Origin of the sequence: Flagellimonas lutimaris, assembly GCF_003581615.1 — a bacterium.
Taxonomy (GTDB): domain Bacteria; phylum Bacteroidota; class Bacteroidia; order Flavobacteriales; family Flavobacteriaceae; genus Flagellimonas; species Flagellimonas lutimaris.
The window spans coordinates 795,165-811,964 of record NZ_QXFH01000070.1; the positions used below are offsets into that span (position 1 = coordinate 795,165).

General features: G+C 40.4%; 18 protein-coding genes and 1 tRNA gene. 5 read left to right on the top strand and 14 right to left on the bottom strand.

The features are described from left to right. Positions 1–25: 25 nt before the first annotated feature. Positions 26–607: a precorrin-2 dehydrogenase/sirohydrochlorin ferrochelatase family protein gene (locus D2V08_RS08000; RefSeq protein WP_119607512.1), complete on the top strand. Its 582-nt coding sequence runs from the start codon at positions 26–28 to the stop codon at positions 605–607. 7 nt (positions 608–614) lie between these two features. Here D2V08_RS08000 and D2V08_RS08005 read toward each other — a convergent pair whose 3' ends face one another. From D2V08_RS08005 to D2V08_RS08070, 14 genes are all read right to left on the bottom strand, one after another. After that, positions 615–908 carry a LytR/AlgR family response regulator transcription factor gene (locus D2V08_RS08005; RefSeq protein ID WP_245980536.1) on the bottom strand — a complete coding sequence of 98 codons (294 nt, stop codon included), beginning with the start codon at positions 906–908 and terminating at the stop codon, positions 615–617. Positions 909–1,523: 615 nt separating this feature from the next. Then, the gene (locus D2V08_RS08010) at positions 1,524–1,850 is read right to left on the bottom strand and encodes a YegP family protein (protein ID WP_119607513.1); all 327 of its coding nucleotides are present in this window, start codon (positions 1,848–1,850) and stop codon (positions 1,524–1,526) included. 181 nt (positions 1,851–2,031) lie between these two features. Beyond that, positions 2,032–3,231, bottom strand: coding sequence for a glutamate-5-semialdehyde dehydrogenase (locus D2V08_RS08015; protein ID WP_119607514.1), 1,200 nt, complete (start codon positions 3,229–3,231; stop codon positions 2,032–2,034). Continuing rightward, positions 3,231–4,007 carry a glutamate 5-kinase gene (proB, locus tag D2V08_RS08020; RefSeq protein ID WP_119607515.1) on the bottom strand — a complete coding sequence of 259 codons (777 nt, stop codon included), beginning with the start codon at positions 4,005–4,007 and terminating at the stop codon, positions 3,231–3,233. The genes D2V08_RS08015 and proB overlap by 1 nt, the downstream gene beginning before the upstream one ends. Positions 4,008–4,010: 3 nt before the next feature. Next, positions 4,011–4,817: a pyrroline-5-carboxylate reductase gene (gene proC / locus D2V08_RS08025; RefSeq protein ID WP_119607516.1), complete on the bottom strand. Its 807-nt coding sequence runs from the start codon at positions 4,815–4,817 to the stop codon at positions 4,011–4,013. 39 nt (positions 4,818–4,856) lie between these two features. Further along, positions 4,857–5,048, bottom strand: coding sequence for a hypothetical protein (locus D2V08_RS08030; protein WP_119607517.1), 192 nt, complete (start codon positions 5,046–5,048; stop codon positions 4,857–4,859). Between the two features lie 29 nt (positions 5,049–5,077). Next, positions 5,078–5,275, bottom strand: coding sequence for a 30S ribosomal protein S21 (gene rpsU, locus D2V08_RS08035; protein WP_119607518.1), 198 nt, complete (start codon positions 5,273–5,275; stop codon positions 5,078–5,080). 8 nt (positions 5,276–5,283) lie between these two features. Next, entirely contained in the window at positions 5,284–5,727 is a 444-nt protein-coding gene (locus D2V08_RS08040) for a GNAT family N-acetyltransferase (protein WP_119607519.1), read from the bottom strand. 381 nt (positions 5,728–6,108) lie between these two features. Then, positions 6,109–6,612, bottom strand: coding sequence for a pyridoxamine 5'-phosphate oxidase family protein (locus D2V08_RS08045; RefSeq protein ID WP_119607520.1), 504 nt, complete (start codon positions 6,610–6,612; stop codon positions 6,109–6,111). A 197-nt stretch (positions 6,613–6,809) separates the two neighbouring features. Then, positions 6,810–6,883 (bottom strand) — tRNA-Asp (locus D2V08_RS08050). Positions 6,884–7,009: 126 nt separating this feature from the next. After that, entirely contained in the window at positions 7,010–7,939 is a 930-nt protein-coding gene (locus D2V08_RS08055) for a DUF58 domain-containing protein (RefSeq protein ID WP_119607521.1), read from the bottom strand. 83 nt (positions 7,940–8,022) lie between these two features. Next, a complete protein-coding gene (gene trxA, locus D2V08_RS08060) occupies positions 8,023–8,340 on the bottom strand; it encodes a thioredoxin (RefSeq protein ID WP_100817082.1) in 318 nt (105 codons plus the stop codon). A gap of 102 nt (positions 8,341–8,442) precedes the next feature. Then, positions 8,443–12,828 carry a DNA polymerase III subunit alpha gene (gene dnaE, locus D2V08_RS08065; protein WP_119607522.1) on the bottom strand — a complete coding sequence of 1,462 codons (4,386 nt, stop codon included), beginning with the start codon at positions 12,826–12,828 and terminating at the stop codon, positions 8,443–8,445. A gap of 146 nt (positions 12,829–12,974) precedes the next feature. After that, positions 12,975–13,430, bottom strand: coding sequence for a ferritin-like domain-containing protein (locus tag D2V08_RS08070; RefSeq protein ID WP_119607523.1), 456 nt, complete (start codon positions 13,428–13,430; stop codon positions 12,975–12,977). A 263-nt stretch (positions 13,431–13,693) separates the two neighbouring features. Between D2V08_RS08070 and D2V08_RS08075 the strand changes: the two genes are divergently transcribed. Genes D2V08_RS08075 through D2V08_RS08090 form a run of 4 tightly spaced genes read left to right on the top strand, consistent with a single transcriptional unit; the run spans position 13,694 to position 16,799 of the window. Beyond that, positions 13,694–14,266, top strand: coding sequence for a 30S ribosomal protein S16 (locus D2V08_RS08075; RefSeq protein WP_119607524.1), 573 nt, complete (start codon positions 13,694–13,696; stop codon positions 14,264–14,266). 12 nt (positions 14,267–14,278) lie between these two features. Then, complete coding sequence (gene rimM, locus D2V08_RS08080) at positions 14,279–14,806, top strand: ribosome maturation factor RimM (RefSeq protein ID WP_119607525.1); 528 nt, start codon at positions 14,279–14,281, stop codon at positions 14,804–14,806. A gap of 56 nt (positions 14,807–14,862) precedes the next feature. Continuing rightward, the gene (locus D2V08_RS08085; RefSeq protein ID WP_119607526.1) at positions 14,863–15,576 is read left to right on the top strand and encodes a tRNA1(Val) (adenine(37)-N6)-methyltransferase; all 714 of its coding nucleotides are present in this window, start codon (positions 14,863–14,865) and stop codon (positions 15,574–15,576) included. 44 nt (positions 15,577–15,620) lie between these two features. After that, positions 15,621–16,799 carry an acyl-CoA dehydrogenase family protein gene (locus D2V08_RS08090; RefSeq protein ID WP_119607527.1) on the top strand — a complete coding sequence of 393 codons (1,179 nt, stop codon included), beginning with the start codon at positions 15,621–15,623 and terminating at the stop codon, positions 16,797–16,799. Position 16,800 lies beyond the last annotated feature (1 nt).

Here is a 16,800-nt window from a genome sequence, read left to right on the forward strand (position 1 = left end):
AATTAGTTGCTAAAATTGATTTGCTATGGAGAGGAATGAGTTGTATCCCGTTTTTTTAAAAGTTTCAAACTTGAATGTGCTCATTGTGGGTGGAGGCAATGTTGGGTTGGAAAAATTGACTTTTTTGTTGAAATCCAGTCCCAAAGCACAAGTACAGATGGTAGCCCCTGAGTTTTTACCCGACACTTTGGAATTAGCGGAAAAGCACAATGTGGAAACTACCAAGGATGTGTATGTTAAGAAGTATTTGGAAGGGAAACATATGGTTATAGCTTGCACAGACAAGCCTGAAGTGAACGAGCAGGTGTACCATGACTGTAGAAGGCAAAGTAAACTGGTGAATGTGGCAGATAATCCACCCTTTTGTGATTTTTATATGGGCGGTATTGTGACCAAGGGCAATGTAAAAGTTGCCATTTCTACCAACGGGAAATCCCCGACAACAGCAAAGCGGTTACGTCAATTTTTTGAGGATGTGCTCCCCGAAAATATAGATGACCTTGTGAACAACCTTAATGAATACCGCAAGACTTTAAAAGGTGATTTTGAGCAAAAGGTAGAGGCCTTGAACGAGTTCACAAAAGGCTTGGTCAATAAGAAAGATTAAAAAGGTTCTACAACCGTTTCATGGCTTCAATCAAATCATCTTTTTTTCTGGGTGAAATGTTTACCTGCAAATCGTTGTTCATTATCACATAGCCCCCATCTGATTTGATATATTTTTTCACCTTTTTTAAATTGATGAGGTAACTGTTGTGAACACGCATAAATTGATGTTCAGACAATAGATTTTCATATTCCTTTAAGTGTTTGCTCACCAATAGGGTATTATTGTGCTCAAGGACAAAACTGGTATATGAGCCATCTGCCTTACATGCTATGATATCGTCCATAGCAATAAATTCCATGCACCCCGTTATAATTATCTTCCAAATACCCAAGATAGGATTGGGATTGGATTACGTTGATTGTCGAAGTCAATAATAAGCCTATTATTAGCTTCCTTAAATACATCATTTTATTTTCCATGATCTACGTTTAGGGTTTGGTTTTCATGTTTTTGAAAAGACAAATAGAATATAAATAATGATGATCTATAGGGACAAATAAACGAATCGGGCTTTTGGATTGACGAATGGGGCAGTTGAATTTATACACCATTTTGAAGTGAAGAGTATTCCTACCTATTACGAGTTGCCCCCAAAGCAAAAAACCATTACAACCAAAGAATTTTAAAATTCCTTGGCGTAACGGAAACCTCAACTAAACTAAACACTTTTATGGCCAACAGTCTTCAAAAGTGAATTGCTATATATGCATGCGTTAAATAGATCTTGCTTATCAATATGCACTAACGCGATTGCACAACAAACATAAGTGGTAAAAATGATATAGAAGTCCTCCGTTTTACGGATGACCTGTTTGAACCAATGAATGCCCTTTTTGGTTTGAGGAAGAAAAAAACAAGCATAAAAAAACAGCCCTTTAGGACTGTTCTTAATTATTTAAAACGGTATGGTCAATTAGATTTCCTCTACCGATGCACTTGGCGCGTTCTTTTTTACGGAAGCAATACCGTTTTCCATGGCAGATTCGCTGGAATACATTTCGCTATTGCCTATAACTTGGCCATTTGATGCTTTTAGGTTAAAGAATGGGCTGCCATCCTTTGCGGTGTTTCTTTCAAAATTTCCATCTTCCTGTGAATGCTTTTTCACAGACTCGATACCATTTTCGCAGCCATCTTTGGATGAATATCCCTGACTGCTTAAAATTACTTGGCCGTTCCCAGCTTTTAAATTAAACCTGAACTTGCCGGCTTTATCCGTTTTAATCTCAAATTTTCCCATACTTAATCTATTTTAAGTAATAAATCTAGATATTTTATTAAAAAATGACCAATAAAAGATGCGAAAATTGATAATAAAATAAGTTTTGGATGCTTTGAGAAACACTTTGGGAATAGAATAAAAGTTTTACACACAAAAAAAGGAGACAATTTTGCCTCCTTTTTTATTGTATATATAATTTTTACACCCTAATCTGTCCATCTCCAAATACATAGTATTTGTTAGTTACCAATTGTTTTAGGCCTAATGGACCTCGGTGGTGCAATTTGTCCGTACTAATTGCCAATTCAGCGCCAACCCCCATTTGTCCACCATCGGTGAATCGGGTTGAGGCGTTCTGGTATACTGCAGCACAGTCCACGTTTTCCATAAAGGTCTTGGCCACATCATTGTTTTCCGTCATAATGGAAGCAGAGTGCCCTCCTGAGTTTTTGTTGATTTTTTCCACGGCCTCATCAATATTGTTGACGGCGCCGATAACGCACTTCATAGCCAAAAATTCCTCTTGCCAGATAGATTCATCTGTAATGGTATCTTCATCCGTCAAAACTTTTTTGACTTCATCATCTACTATAATGGAAACATTATTTGCTGTGAGTACCTGCTTCAATTCATTCAGCCTGTCCTCGTAACCATCAATTTGGGTATCCATTAAAATTTTGTCCAATGCATTACAGGCTGAAATTTTATGGGTTTTGGCATTTAAAATCACTTTCAGACTTTTCTCCCAATCTGCCTCTTTATGTACATATAGGAAGTTGTTTCCTCTACCACTAATAAGCACTGCACACTTCGCATGTTCTTTTACAAATGCGATCAAACGTTCGCCTCCACGAGGTACGATAAGGTCCAAATCTTGATCAGGATTCCTTAAAAACTCCTGCGTTTGGGTTCTGTCCATTTCCAAGAACTGAATAAAGTCTTCGGAGAGTCCATTTTCAGTCAACGCTTGGTGCCAGAACTTTACAAGTGCCTTGTTGCTATGGTAGGCTTCTTTACCACCTTTTAGCAATATTTTGTTATTGGCCTTGAAAGCAAGTACGGCGGCCTCCACGGTTACATCGGGGCGGGATTCATAAATAATCATGATTGTCCCGAATGGTGCTGTACGGTTGATGATTTTTAACCCGTTGTCCAACTCCCTTGTGGAGATTTCTTTGTTTACAGGGTCTTCCTGCAAACGTACTTCCTTCACGGCCTGAATCATTTGATCCACTTTCGTCTGGTCTACTACCAAACGATCATACAAAGCTTGGTCGTCGCGATTAAAAGCGTCTAAATCTTTTTTATTTGCTTGGAGCAGCTCATCCCGATTTTCATCAAGAATGCGCTCCATATCTTGTAATACTTTATTTTTTAATTCTGTGTTTAATAATTTCATTACTCTGGTTTTGAAACTTCAGTTCCTACGTTCTTTCCTTCTATAATATCAAGGATTACATTATCTCGCTTACCGTTAACAATGTAGGATGGAATATTATCGGCAGCAGCTTTTTGTGCATAGCTCAATTTGGAGCCCATACCGCCACGGCCTTCACCTTCTTGTTTGTTTCCTTCTTCAATATACTTCTCCAAGTCTTCTTTTGGCTCTACCTTATCTATTACCTTGGACTCCTCCTTTTCAGGGTGTCCATCATAAAGACCGTCGATATCGGTCATAAGGATAAGTTTATCTGCCCTCATTAATTGCGCTAGCAATGTTGCCAACTCATCGTTATCGGAAAACATTGACATGGAAACGGAAACCGCATCATCCTCATTGGCTATCGGGATAACTCCTTCGGAAAGGAGGCCTTCAAGACAATTGATCATATTGTCGCGGTGTACACCAGGGTTAAAATCCCTTTTTGTGGGGAGTACCTGGGCACATTTCATACCGTAATCATTGAATATGTTGTAATAATGCCTCATCATTCTGGGTTGCCCAATGGCAGAGTATACTTGCCTGCGTTGGGTCTTATCCTTGATTTTTGCTTTACCCAAAACCTCCTTACCGGCGATTACCGACCCAGAGGAGACCAAAATGGTCATGATGTCTCGTTCGTATAACTCTGCAATTTGTTGTACCAAACTGTTGAGCACAGGTCTTACAATTCTATTGTCTTTGTTGGTCATCACATTTGTACCTACTTTGATGACCACTAGTTCTTTATACATGATTTAGTATTCTTCGCCTAATTCCACAGCTCTTCCAAATGCTGCAAAGGCGGCTTCTTTAATTAATTCGTTTACATTGTTGTCTTCCATGGAATCCAAAGCAGCTCTGGTTGTCCCTCCTTTGGAGGCAACCATTTCCATCCAAGTATCGGGATTTAGGTTGTTTTGATTAAACAGCTCAACTGCACCTGTAAAGGTTTGGCTTACTAATACTTTGGATACATTTTCTGAGAATCCCATTTGCAGAGCGGCTTCCATCATGCTTTGCATAAAATAGAACACGTAAGCCGGACCACTTCCGGAAATTCCGGTAGATGCATCAATGAACTTTTCATTTTTAACCCGAAGTGATTTTCCAGTAGTGTCCAATAGACCTTCAACCATAAATAACTCTAATCGAGATACTTCCTCTGCGGATACATAGCTGGTAAGTCCTTTACCAACTTGAGCTGGAAGATTGGGCATGGCCCTTACCACTTTTTTGATTCCTAAAGCTTCTTGAATGTAGTTTATGGTGACTCCGGCCATTATGGAAATGAACAATTGTTCCGGATTCACCAATTTTTTCATGCGTTGGAAAAGTTCTTCGGCATGATAGGGTTTAACAGCCAAAAAGATGATATCTGCTTGTGGAACGCAGTCTTCAATCCTATCAATGGCATCGAAATAGGCAATTTTACCCACTTCTTCCAATTTTTCTTTTGACTTGTCCAGCACCATAATGTTGCGTTTTTTCAACAATTTGGATTTAGACATTCCTGTGGCATAGGTAAGCCCCATGTTACCTGCGCCAATAACCAATACTTTCATTTGTTTTATTAAAGGGTTATATAATAAATTATAATGGTGTTATGCTAATACATTGCATTCTTTGCAATCTTTCACTTTTCCGTCATAAGTTTCACGGTATTTGTGCAAAGTGCGAACGGGAAGCCCCATAATGTACTTTCTAATGTACGTTACCTGGGTGGTAAGTTCCCCCATTTTAACGCTGTAGCGTTTTTCATATTTGGTTTCCCTTTTAATTCTTGAAAGTCTCATTTTGTTGTTGATACTTTTTGTTTTTAATGTTATTGGTCTTCTTGTTCTTTTAGGAATTGTTCCTTGTATTGTGCCTTTTTTAATGTTTTTCGGCGTTCTACGGACTTTTTAGTGTATTCTTGATGACTGCGTATTTGGTCCAAACGCTTCGTGTTTCTATATTTTCTCTTGTAGCGTTTTAGAGCCCTTTCAATACTTTCGCCTGACTTAACTTCAATTTTTAGCATATAATGGTTTATCTGTTCAATCTCATTTCTAAATGGGTTGCATTGAACCCTTTTTCTTCAAAAAACTTTTTATTCGGATATTGGTTTTCACTCGTAATATGAATGGCAACGTCCCCTTTGCAATATTGGAGCGTGTAGTCCAATAGCTTTTGTTCGATGTCGTTATCCCTATGGTTTCTGTGTATAACAAAGAATACCAGAAAATTTTCGGGGATATAGTCTCCCATACCTGTCTTGTTCACAACGGCCAAACCTAGAATTTCATCCCTCTCTTCCATGGCAAAAACATATCCTCCCAATCCTGGAATGTCTTTAGTGGAATACTGGATGGCCTTTCTAATGGCCTTCTTCGTAGCTTTCTTCCCTTCTTGATGTTCGAAAAGGAAGTTGGCAAATCGGTTAGCCTCCATGGTAGAAAGTCTAGTGTAGGCATCGTAGGTCTTGATTACCATGCTTTTATTTTGAACGATAATGGATCTAGTTTTTTAATTAATGATTACAAATAGGGCGTAATGGAAATGTCGAAAAAAATTTTCCGTGAATTCCCATTTAAATTGGGTCAATTTTCCCGTGTCGGGGAAAGGTGATTATAGGGTAGGCGGAATAAACTTATCTGGCTGGTTTCGAAATACCAGATAATTAAAACTTAGAATCCTGCAATTTTTTCTCTCGTGGAGCTTGACGTTCATCGGGACAAAGGTAAGTAAAGTAGCCCTTAAATCCCAATAATACTGGGGTTTATGTTTTCTCTAACATTTTCTTGGCAATATTTTTAATTTCTGAAAACGTTATAGTAGTCTACCTTTTCCTATTGAATTATAGGTGCCAGTTTGCTAAAGATTAACAAAACCTTTTACTCCTGCACCTGATTTCTCCTTAACGGAACCGCCTTTTCCAATTTTAAATAAAGAGACGAGTTCCGAATTTTCGTTGTCCCAATAGAAAGCATTCTCCATATTTACATTGATCAAGGCCAAATTTGAATCTTCCTTGCCATCGAACCAATTTAGGAGGTTTGAATTCCACAATTCATCTCTTTTTTGATTCGCTATAATGTGGGTGGCGTTTCCAAAGATGGAAATGTATGTATGTTTTTGTTCATCTGAGTAGATGATTTGTACTCTATTATCTTTTTCTATGTCCCTAAAAAGCCCACTGTCCTTTGAAGCAAAGAACCATAAATCTCCTTGTTCATCCATTTGTTGAAGCGTCATGGGACAGATGGAAAATGGTATGGTGTCCAATTCACTGGCCATCATTACTGTTTTCTGTTCATCGATTAAAGTTCTTATGTGTCGGAGCCCTTCCGGGTTGTTCCTGTAGTTTTTATTGTTCATCTATTTTTTATTTTACGTTATATCAATTCAGATATTCGATAATAAGATAAGTGTTGCGTGTGGGTTTGCTTTGCTCAAATGATGGGATGTTTAACGGTATCACCGATATTTAAGCAATTTGAAGGGTATTATTGGTGTTTGGAGTAAATAGGGTAGGTGTTAAAAACAAAAAAGCCCCGATTTCTCGGAGCTTTTTGCGGTCTGGACGGGACTCGAACCCGCGACCCCCTGCGTGACAGGCAGGTATTCTAACCAACTGAACTACCAGACCAATGATTTTATCTTTGTAAGACTCCGACAACAGTCGAATTCAAATCTTGTTCATTTGCTTTTTTAAAGCGAGTGCAAATATACATTCTCATTTCGGATATGGCAAAACATTTTTTTAAAAAAATAGTCAAGCAAACTTCTGCCTCTCGATCATAAAGGAATTCAGTACCTGGGAGAAGTCCGAGCGAACATCGACCCCTACATATTTTATTTGGTACTGTGCGCATTTAAGTTTCAAGTCCTTCTGATATTCCAATACTTTTTCCGAATATGCTTTCTTAATGGAATCGGCATACAAATCTATCTGTTCACCTGTTTCTACATCCACAAAACGTTTGGGGGCATTGTCAAAATCAAAATTGAGTTCGTGCTCGTGGTCCAACAAGTGAAAAAGGACTACTGCATGTTTGTTGTATTTGAGATGGCGCAGTGCTTCAAAAAGTTTTTCCTCTTCGGCCTCTGTTTGAAACATGTCCGTAAATAAAAAAATTAAGCTTCTTCGGTGTATTTTCTCGGCAATTTGATGCAGAAAGGTGTATGTTTTGGTCTCTTTCGTGTTGGTTTTGTTTGCCACGACCTCGTTCAATTTGTTATACAACATTTGAAAATGTCGCTCACTGTTCTTTTCTGATGCATGAAAATCGTAGGTGTCCGAATAAATACTTAGCCCCACTGCATCGCGTTGTTTCTTCAAAACCTGCATTAAAGCAGCAATAGAAAGTACTCCAAATCCAATTTTGTTAAGTTTGTCCAGGGAATATTCTTTGACTTCGGGGTAATACATGGATGCTGAGTTGTCCAAAATCATGTGGCAACGCAGGTTGGTCTCGTCCTCAAAACGTTTGGTGTACAAACGGTCGGTCCGAGCGAAGAGTTTCCAATCAATATGTTTGGTGCTCTGCCCTGGGTTATAGATTTTATGTTCGGCAAACTCCGCAGAGAACCCATGGAAAGGACTTTTATGGATACCACTAATAAAACCTTCCACAATTTGGTTTGCCAAAAGTTCCAAATTCTGAAAAAGGGTTGCTTTGCTAAGTTCCGATCTTACATCCATGACTTGTTTCTGCAGACAAGATAAAATAAAAAAGGTTTGGCATTTGCCAAACCTTTTTTAAAATCCATTATTTAAATGGTTTTTTACAGTGCTGCATCAATTGCATCCGTGTAAACTTTTTTAGGAGATACGCCTACTTGACGGTTAATCACCTCGCCATCTTTAAAAACCAAAACAGTTGGGATGTTACGTACACCATATTTGGCGGCAAATTGTTGGTTTGCATCAACATCTACTTTACCAACAACGGCTTTACCGTCGTATTCTTGTCCTACTTCTTCAATGATTGGACCTACCATTCTACAAGGCCCACACCATGCTGCCCAAAAATCTACTAGGACAGGCTTGTCGCTTTTTAAAACTACTTCGTCAAAAGTTGCATCTGTTATTTCTAGTGCCATCTTATTTATTTTAATATTATGCAAAGTTAGTCAAATAATGCCCATGTAACTTACATACAACATATTCGTTTTAATTATTGTGCCATTGGTAATAGTTATGACCTAATTTAATTTATAGTGAATTTCATGGGCATCCAACTCTGAAAGTAATTCGCTGTTGATTTTCACTTTCTGTTTTCGACTCGATAATTTCAATTTTATTTCCTCTTGCATTTCATAAATTACAAAACTAATAGGATGCTCTCCTTTATGTAACCTTAAAGTATCCTTCAGGGTTTGAATCCGTTGTTCCTGCAATCTGTCAATATTTAGTTTGATGGTAAGCTTCTTGGCAAAAGCATCCATTACATCTTGAAGCTGTTTAAAATCGTTGAACTGAAGCCTTGGGTCACCCTTTTTGCCCGTATCGCGATTTACCCAGCCCTCGCGCACAAAGGCCCTCACGTGTACAAAGGAATTGATCATCAAAAAATGACGGAACTTTAAATACTCCTCCCCAAAAATCCGAAGTTCATAAGATTCGTTGTAATCTTCCAGTGTGAAGAGTCCCCAGCCCTTGCCATTTTTGGAAACCCGGTGCTGCACATCGGTAATTACCCCGGCAACAGTGAGTTCCCTGTTTACATGCTCTTCCAAACGGGAGAAATCGCTAACCGTGTTCTTGCAGAACGCCTTGATTTCCTTTTTAAAATCATCCAACGGGTGCCCCGAAATATAAATACCGACCACTTCTTTTTCGCGGCGCAGCTTTTCCATGGTGCCCCATTCTTCACAGGGAGGAACAATGGGTTCTGGAATCTGTACCTCGCTTGCTTCACCAAAAAGGCTCACTTGTGACGAATTTTGATTCTCTTGAAACTTGGAACCATATTTTACAGCCTTTTCCAAGAATGTGATACCATCACCCTCATCATGGAAATATTGGGCTCGATGGGTGTCTCCAAAGGAATCAAACCCTCCTGCCAGCGCCAAGTTCTCGAATGCTTTTTTGTTGGCTGCCCGTAAATCGACCCGTTTGGCCAGGTCAAAAATAGATTTGTAGTGCCCGTCGTCCTTTCGGTTTTCGACAATGGTCTCCACTGCGGAACGTCCCACACCTTTAATGGCTCCCATGCCAAACCGTACCGCATTGTCCTTGTTCACGGCAAATTTGTAATAGGATTCGTTAACGTCTGGCCCCAGAACTTCCAGCCCCATACGTTTACACTCTTCCATAAAAAAGGTAACCTGCTTAATGTCGTTCATGTTGTTGGACAACACAGCGGCCATATATTCGGCAGGGTAGTGGGCCTTTAAATAGGCCGTTTGATACGCGATATAGGCATAACAGGTAGAGTGACTCTTGTTAAAGGCGTAGGAAGCAAATGCTTCCCAGTCCTTCCAGATTTTTTCGAGCACGTCGCGCGGATGACCGTTTTTCTCCCCACCATCCAAGAACTGGGGTTTTAGTTTTTCCAGAAGGGCAAAAATCTTTTTACCCATGGCTTTTCGGAGCACGTCCGCATCACCTTTGGAGAACCCGGCCAGTTTCTGGGAGAGCAACATCACCTGCTCTTGGTACACGGTAATTCCGTAGGTTTCCTGTAGATATTCCTCCATATCGGGAAGGTCATACGTAATCTCTTCGTCACCATGTTTACGGGCAATAAAGCTCGGGATGTATTCCATGGGGCCTGGTCTGTAGAGGGCATTCATGGCAATAAGATCATCAAAAACCGTTGGTTTCAGGTTTTTCATGTGTTTCTGCATCCCCGGGGATTCGTACTGGAATACCCCTACGGTTTCCCCTCGTTGGAAAAGCTCGTATGTTTTTTCATCATCCAGTGGAAAATCATCGGGTACCAGCTCTGTTCCTGTCCTTGCCTTTACGATTTTGACGGTGTCCTTGATCAGGGTCAAGGTCTTTAATCCCAAGAAATCCATTTTTAGCAGACCAGCACTTTCTACTACGGAGTTATCGAACTGGGTAACATAAAGATCGGAATCCTTGGCAACAGATACGGGTACAAAGTTGGTGATGTCGTCCGGGGTGATGATGACCCCACAGGCATGAATTCCTGTGTTTCTTAATGAACCTTCAAGCACACGGGCCATCTTCAAGGTTTGTCCTTCTAGATCATCGGTTTCCGAAATGTTGAGCAATTCATGTACTTTTTCCAAGTCATCGGCACGGAATTTTTTCTTTAAAATTGCCTCGTCAACACCAAATATCTTGTTGAGCTTGGACATATTGGGAATCAACTTGGCGATACGGTCGGCATCACCCAGGGGCAGATCCAATACACGGGCGGTATCCCTAATGGATGATTTTGCCGCCATGGTACCGTAAGTGATGATTTGTGCCACTTGGTTGGCACCATATTTATTGATTACGTAGTCCATCACACGGCTACGTCCTTCATCATCAAAATCAATATCGATATCGGGCATGGATACCCTATCTGGATTCAGGAACCGCTCAAAAAGCAGGTCGTACTTCAAAGGGTCGATATTGGTGATCGTTAAACAGTATGCCACCACCGAACCTGCTGCGGACCCCCTTCCCGGGCCCACGGAAACATCCATATTTCGAGCTTCGCGGATAAAATCCTCTACAATCAAAAAGTATCCGGGATAGCCTGAGTTCTTGATAATTTCCAACTCAAAATCTATCCGCTCCCTAATTTCATCCGTAAGTTCACCGTAGCGTTTCTCGGCTCCTTTGTAAGTAATATGTCTTAGATAGGCATTCTCACCTCGATTGCCTCCATCAACTTCATCTTCTGGGTCCTTGAATTCTTCCGGGATACCAAATTTGGGCAGCAAAATATCACTGGCAAGATCGTAGGGCTCAATTTTGTCCACAATCTCTTTAATGTTCAAAATGGCTTGAGGCAAGTCTTTAAAGAGCTCCTTCATTTCGTCCGAAGACTTGAAGTAGTACTCTTGGTTGGGCAATCCGTAACGATAACCTCTACCTCGCCCGATTGGCGTGGATTGTTTTTCACCATCCTTTACGCACAATAAAATATCGTGTGCTTCGGCGTCTTTTTTATCACAATAATAGGTGTTGTTGGTAGCAACCAGTTTTACATTGTGGTCTTTGGCCATTCGCACCAAAACTTGGTTTACGCGATCCTCATCTTCTTGACCGTGGCGCATGATTTCAATGTAGAAATCATCACCAAACTGTTCTTTCCACCAAATAAGGGCTTCTTCGGCCTGTTTTTCGCCAACATTCAAAATTTTGTTGGGTACTTCACCGTACAAGTTTCCCGTAAGGGCGATTACATCTTCTTTGTATTGCTCAACAACTTTTTTATCGATTCTGGGTACGTAGTAGAATCCATCGGTATATGCAATCGAGGACATTTTAGCCAAGTTGTGGTACCCTTTTTTGTTCTTGGCCAAGAGTACAATTTGATGCCCGTAGTCCTTCACATTTTTATTGGTGTGGTCCTCGCAGACAAAAAATTCACAACCAACAATGGGCGTGATTTCTTTTTCCGCAGGTTGCTCACCATTGGCTATAAGTTCTTCGTTTTTAGCCTTTACGGCTTTGTTGTGTCCTATCACTTCTTTTACAAAATGAAAGGCGCCCATCATATTGGCGTGGTCGGTAAGGGCAACGGCGGGCATGCCATGGTTGGCAGTGGCTTTTACCAAATCTTTTATATTGATGGTGGACTGAAGCACCGAAAACTGTGAGTGGTTGTGTAGGTGGACAAAAGGTTCCTCCTCCAGCGTCTCCACGTTTTCTTGGATTTCCTCATCAGAAACCCCTCCGGTATCTTCTGTCCAAAGGGCATCGGCAATTTCTTTGGATGCAGCTTTTAGATTGATATGCTTTAACCCAATAAGTTCTATCTCCTTAGGATTGGTTTCGGAGAATCGTTCAAAATAATCGGGTTGAACATCGAGTTCTTGGTAAGAATACTGCTTTTTACGAATCAACTCCAAAAAGCAACGCGTGGTCGCCTCAACATCGGCCGTTGCATTATGTGCTTCGGAAAAGGGTTCCCCGAACAAAAACTCGTGAAGCTCGGTAAGGGTAGGTAGCTTGAATTTACCACCTCGACCTCCAGGTATTTTACAAAGTTCCGCAGTGTGTTCGGTACAAGTATCGAGAACGGGAAGTTCGGTCATTGGACTTTCTACGCCTTCACGATGGAATTCACACCCCATAATGTTGATATCGAAGCCCACATTTTGACCGACTACAAATTTGGTTTGCCGCATTGCTTTGTTAAAAGCTTCCAGAACTTCACTTAAAGGAACGCCTTTTTCTTCTGCCAAAGCTGTGGATATGCCGTGTATCTGTTCCGCTTCGTATGGAATATTGAACCCTTCGGGTTTTACCAAAAAGTCTTGATGCTCTATCAGATTTCCGAGTTCATCGTGCAATTGCCATGCTATCTGAACGCATCTTGGCCAGTTATCGGTATCGGTAATAGGAGCATTCCAACGTTTGGGCAAACCTGTGGTTTCCGTATCAAAAATTAAATACATAAGCTATCTGTCTCGGTCAAAAAAAGGAATGAATAAAAGTACGGAAGAAGATAGATTTGATAAAAAAGAGTTGTGATGAGTTATCAACGAAAAAAAGCCGGGAGAATATCCCAGCTTTTCTTGTTGTTATCTATTGACTTTTGGAATTATGAAACTGCGGTTTCAAATATGTTTGCAGTCTCCAAGGTTTCCCTGATGGCATTTCTATGTCTCATCAAAAGACTTTCCGTGGATGGCGGCAAAACAAAATCTTTGTCGTGGAGGATGTCATTGTAAGTTTCAATGGCTTCCTTCTCTCCGCGGTGTACTTCTTCGAGCATCGCCTCTTCATTATTTGATGTAAACAACGATTTAAAATTTATCCAAGATCTGTGCAATGTTCCTTTGGCGCTTCCTCCTTTATCGGGTGCTTGTCCGAAGGACATAATTTCTGCTTTTAACTCCTGACCAAAATTGTATCGCTGTTTGGCACTGTTAAGGAAAAAATCCTTTATTGTTTTATTGTCAACCTTTTCTGCTGCTTGCTTAAAGCCTTTTTCAGCATCATAGGTTCTTTCCAAAAGTTCGTTCAATTTGTTTGACATTTCTACGGTATACTTCATAATCTCTCTTCATTTTAGGTTAGTAGTCATCGATTCTCGACGACATCCATATATAAATTACAGATAATGAGCGGAATACCAAAGGATTGAGTAGGTTTATCATAGGTTTAACGTAATGAGCCTCAGTTGTTAAAGGGATTTAACTTTTTTTGCTTTGAACGCTGTGCTATAAACAAATAAATGTATATTTGCACCCGCTTAACGGATAAGCGATTAAAAAAGAATTAATAATCAGGGTCGGGCACCCTACAAATTAATGTGATATGCCAGTTAAAATTAGACTTCAAAGACACGGTAAAAAAGGTAAACCATTCTATTGGGTAGTCGCTGCAGATGTAAGAGCGAAAAGAGATGGTAAATATTTGGAGAAATTGGGAACTTATAACCCAAACACCAATCCAGCTACAATCAATCTTGATATAGACGGTTCTGTAAAATGGTTGCAGAACGGTGCACAGCCAACTGATACGGCTAGAGCTATTCTTTCTTATTCAGGTGTGATGATGAAGCACCACTTAGCAGTAGGTGTTCGCAAAGGAGCAATGACCGAAGAGCAAGCTGAGGAAAAGTTCAAAGCTTGGTTGGAAGAGAAAGAACAAAAAATCCAAGACAAGAAAGATGGTTTGAGCAAAGCTGAATCTGAAGCAAGAGCCAAAGCATTGGAAGCTGAAAAAGAAGTTAGCGCCAAGAGAGCTGCCGCTGCATTGCCAGAAGAGGAAGTAGCCGAAGAGGCTGCGGAAGAAACTGCTGAAGCTGCAACTGAGGAGGCTACCGCAGAAGCACCAGCCGAAGAAGAGGCTCCTGCTGCTGAAGAAGCTGCCAAAGAAGAAGAATAGAAACATAGGACGATGCGCAAGGAAGATTGTTTCTATCTGGGCAAAGTCGTTTCAAAATATAGTTTTAAGGGAGAGGTGTTGATTAAATTGGACACCGATGAACCCGATATCTACGAAAATATGGAATCAGTGCTTGTTTCATTGGGAAACAATCTGGTTCCATTTTTTATTGATAGATGCCGATTGCACAAATCTAATCTCCTTCGCATCGATTTTGAAGAGGTAAAAGATGAACCCACAGCCGATAAACTAATAGGTTCCGAACTTTATCTACCCCTTACCATGTTGCCGCCACTTACAGGCAACAAATTTTACTACCACGAAGTAATAGGCTTTACAATATTGGATGAAGTACACGGGGATATTGGTGTTGTTGAATCCGTAAACGATAATGCTTCCCAAGACCTTTTTGAGGTGAAAAAGGGTGATAAAGAGTTGTTTATTCCGATAAATGATGATATTATCAACAAAGTTGATCGGGAAAACAAAACCATCCATGTAAAAGCTCCTGAAGGTTTGGTTGAACTTTATTTGGGTTAACAAGACTGAAGCGAATAAAAAGGGCTATTTAGATTCCTTTCTTAATTACCTTTGAAATGATGAAGGCATTCAAATTCAAAGAATTTACAATTCACCAAGATCAATGCGCCATGAAGGTGGGTACTGATGGTGTATTGTTGGGTGCTTGGGCATCATTGGACAAACAACCAGAATCTATTTTGGATATTGGCGCGGGAACTGGACTAATCGCTTTGCAGTTGGCCCAGCGTTCTTCAGCACAAGTTATTGATGCCATTGAGCTGGATGATCATGCATACGAACAATGTGTTGCCAATTTTGAGGCCTCTCCATGGGCAGACAGACTATTCTGTTACCATGCAGAATTTGATGAGTTTGTGGATGAAATGGACGATAAGTACAATTTAATAGTTTCTAATCCACCGTTTTATGCTGAAGATGTCGCAAGTGCTGACCCATCTAGGGATAAGGCAAGGCAAAGTAGTTCGTTGCCGTTCGATGAACTGGTTCATGGAGTTTCTAAGTTTTTAATGGAAGATGGAATTTTTGCTGTAATCATTCCTTTTAAAGAAGAGGAGACTTTTATTGACCTTGCTCAAAATGTTGAATTGTACCCGAACCGAATCACAAGGGTAAAAGGAAATCCCGAGACCAATTTTAAAAGGAGTTTGATGGAATTTAGTTTTCATAAAAATGAACCTATAATTAATACCATGGTCATTGAGAAAGGAAGACATCAATACACCAAAGAATATATTGAATTGACCCAAGCATTTTATTTAAAAATGTAACAATACATGAATGAAATGTTATATTTACTCAAAATTTATTCCGAATGAAGCCTGATTTATTTGAAGCCCCAGATTATTACAACCTCGACGATTTACTTTCCGAAGAGCACAAACTGGTTCGTGATGCAGCCCGTCAATGGGTAAAGCGAGATATTTCTCCCATTATTGAGGAATATGCCCAAAAGGCAGAATTTCCTGAGCAAATTATTGGAGGTTTGGCCGAAATTGGAGCTTTTGGACCCTATATTCCTGAAGAATATGGAGGTGCTGGGCTGGACCAAATCAGTTATGGGTTGATTATGCAAGAAATTGAACGCGGAGATAGTGGAGTTCGCTCCACGGCTTCTGTTCAGTCTTCCTTGGTCATGTACCCCATATTTGCTTATGGTTCCGAGGAACAACGTAAAAAATATCTACCCAAATTGGCAACAGGGGAGTGGATGGGTTGTTTTGGGCTCACTGAACCTAACCATGGTTCCAATCCTGGAGGCATGGAGACAAAATTCAAGGATGCTGGAGACCATTATGTATTGAATGGAGCCAAATTGTGGATTTCGAACTCACCATTTGCCGATGTGGCCGTGGTTTGGGCCAAAAATGAAGAAGGTAGAATCCATGGACTTATTGTGGAACGCGCAATGGAGGGATTCTCTACACCAGAGACCCATAACAAATGGTCATTACGTGCATCTGCTACAGGGGAGCTTATTTTTGATAATGTAAAAGTGCCCAAAGAAAACTTGTTGCCCGGTAAAAATGGTTTGGGCGCACCGCTCGGTTGTTTGGATTCCGCTCGTTATGGAATTGCATGGGGAGCCATCGGGGCAGCTATGGATTGTTACGATACCGCACTTAGATATGCCAAAGAAAGAATTCAGTTCGGGAAACCCATTGCCGGATTTCAGCTTCAGCAAAAGAAGTTGGCCGAAATGATTACCGAAATCACCAAGGCCCAGTTGTTGGCTTTTCGTTTGGGACAATTAAAGAATGAAGGAAAGGCGACTACGGCACAAATTTCCATGGCTAAACGTAACAATGTGGAAATGGCCATCAAAATTGCTCGTGAAGCTCGACAAATGTTAGGTGGAATGGGTATAACTGGGGAGTATAGCATTATGCGCCACATGATGAACTTGGAAAGTGTAATCACTTATGAAGGCACCCATGATATTCACTTGTTGATTACCGGAGCCGACATTACGGGTATCTCCGCGTTCAAATAGT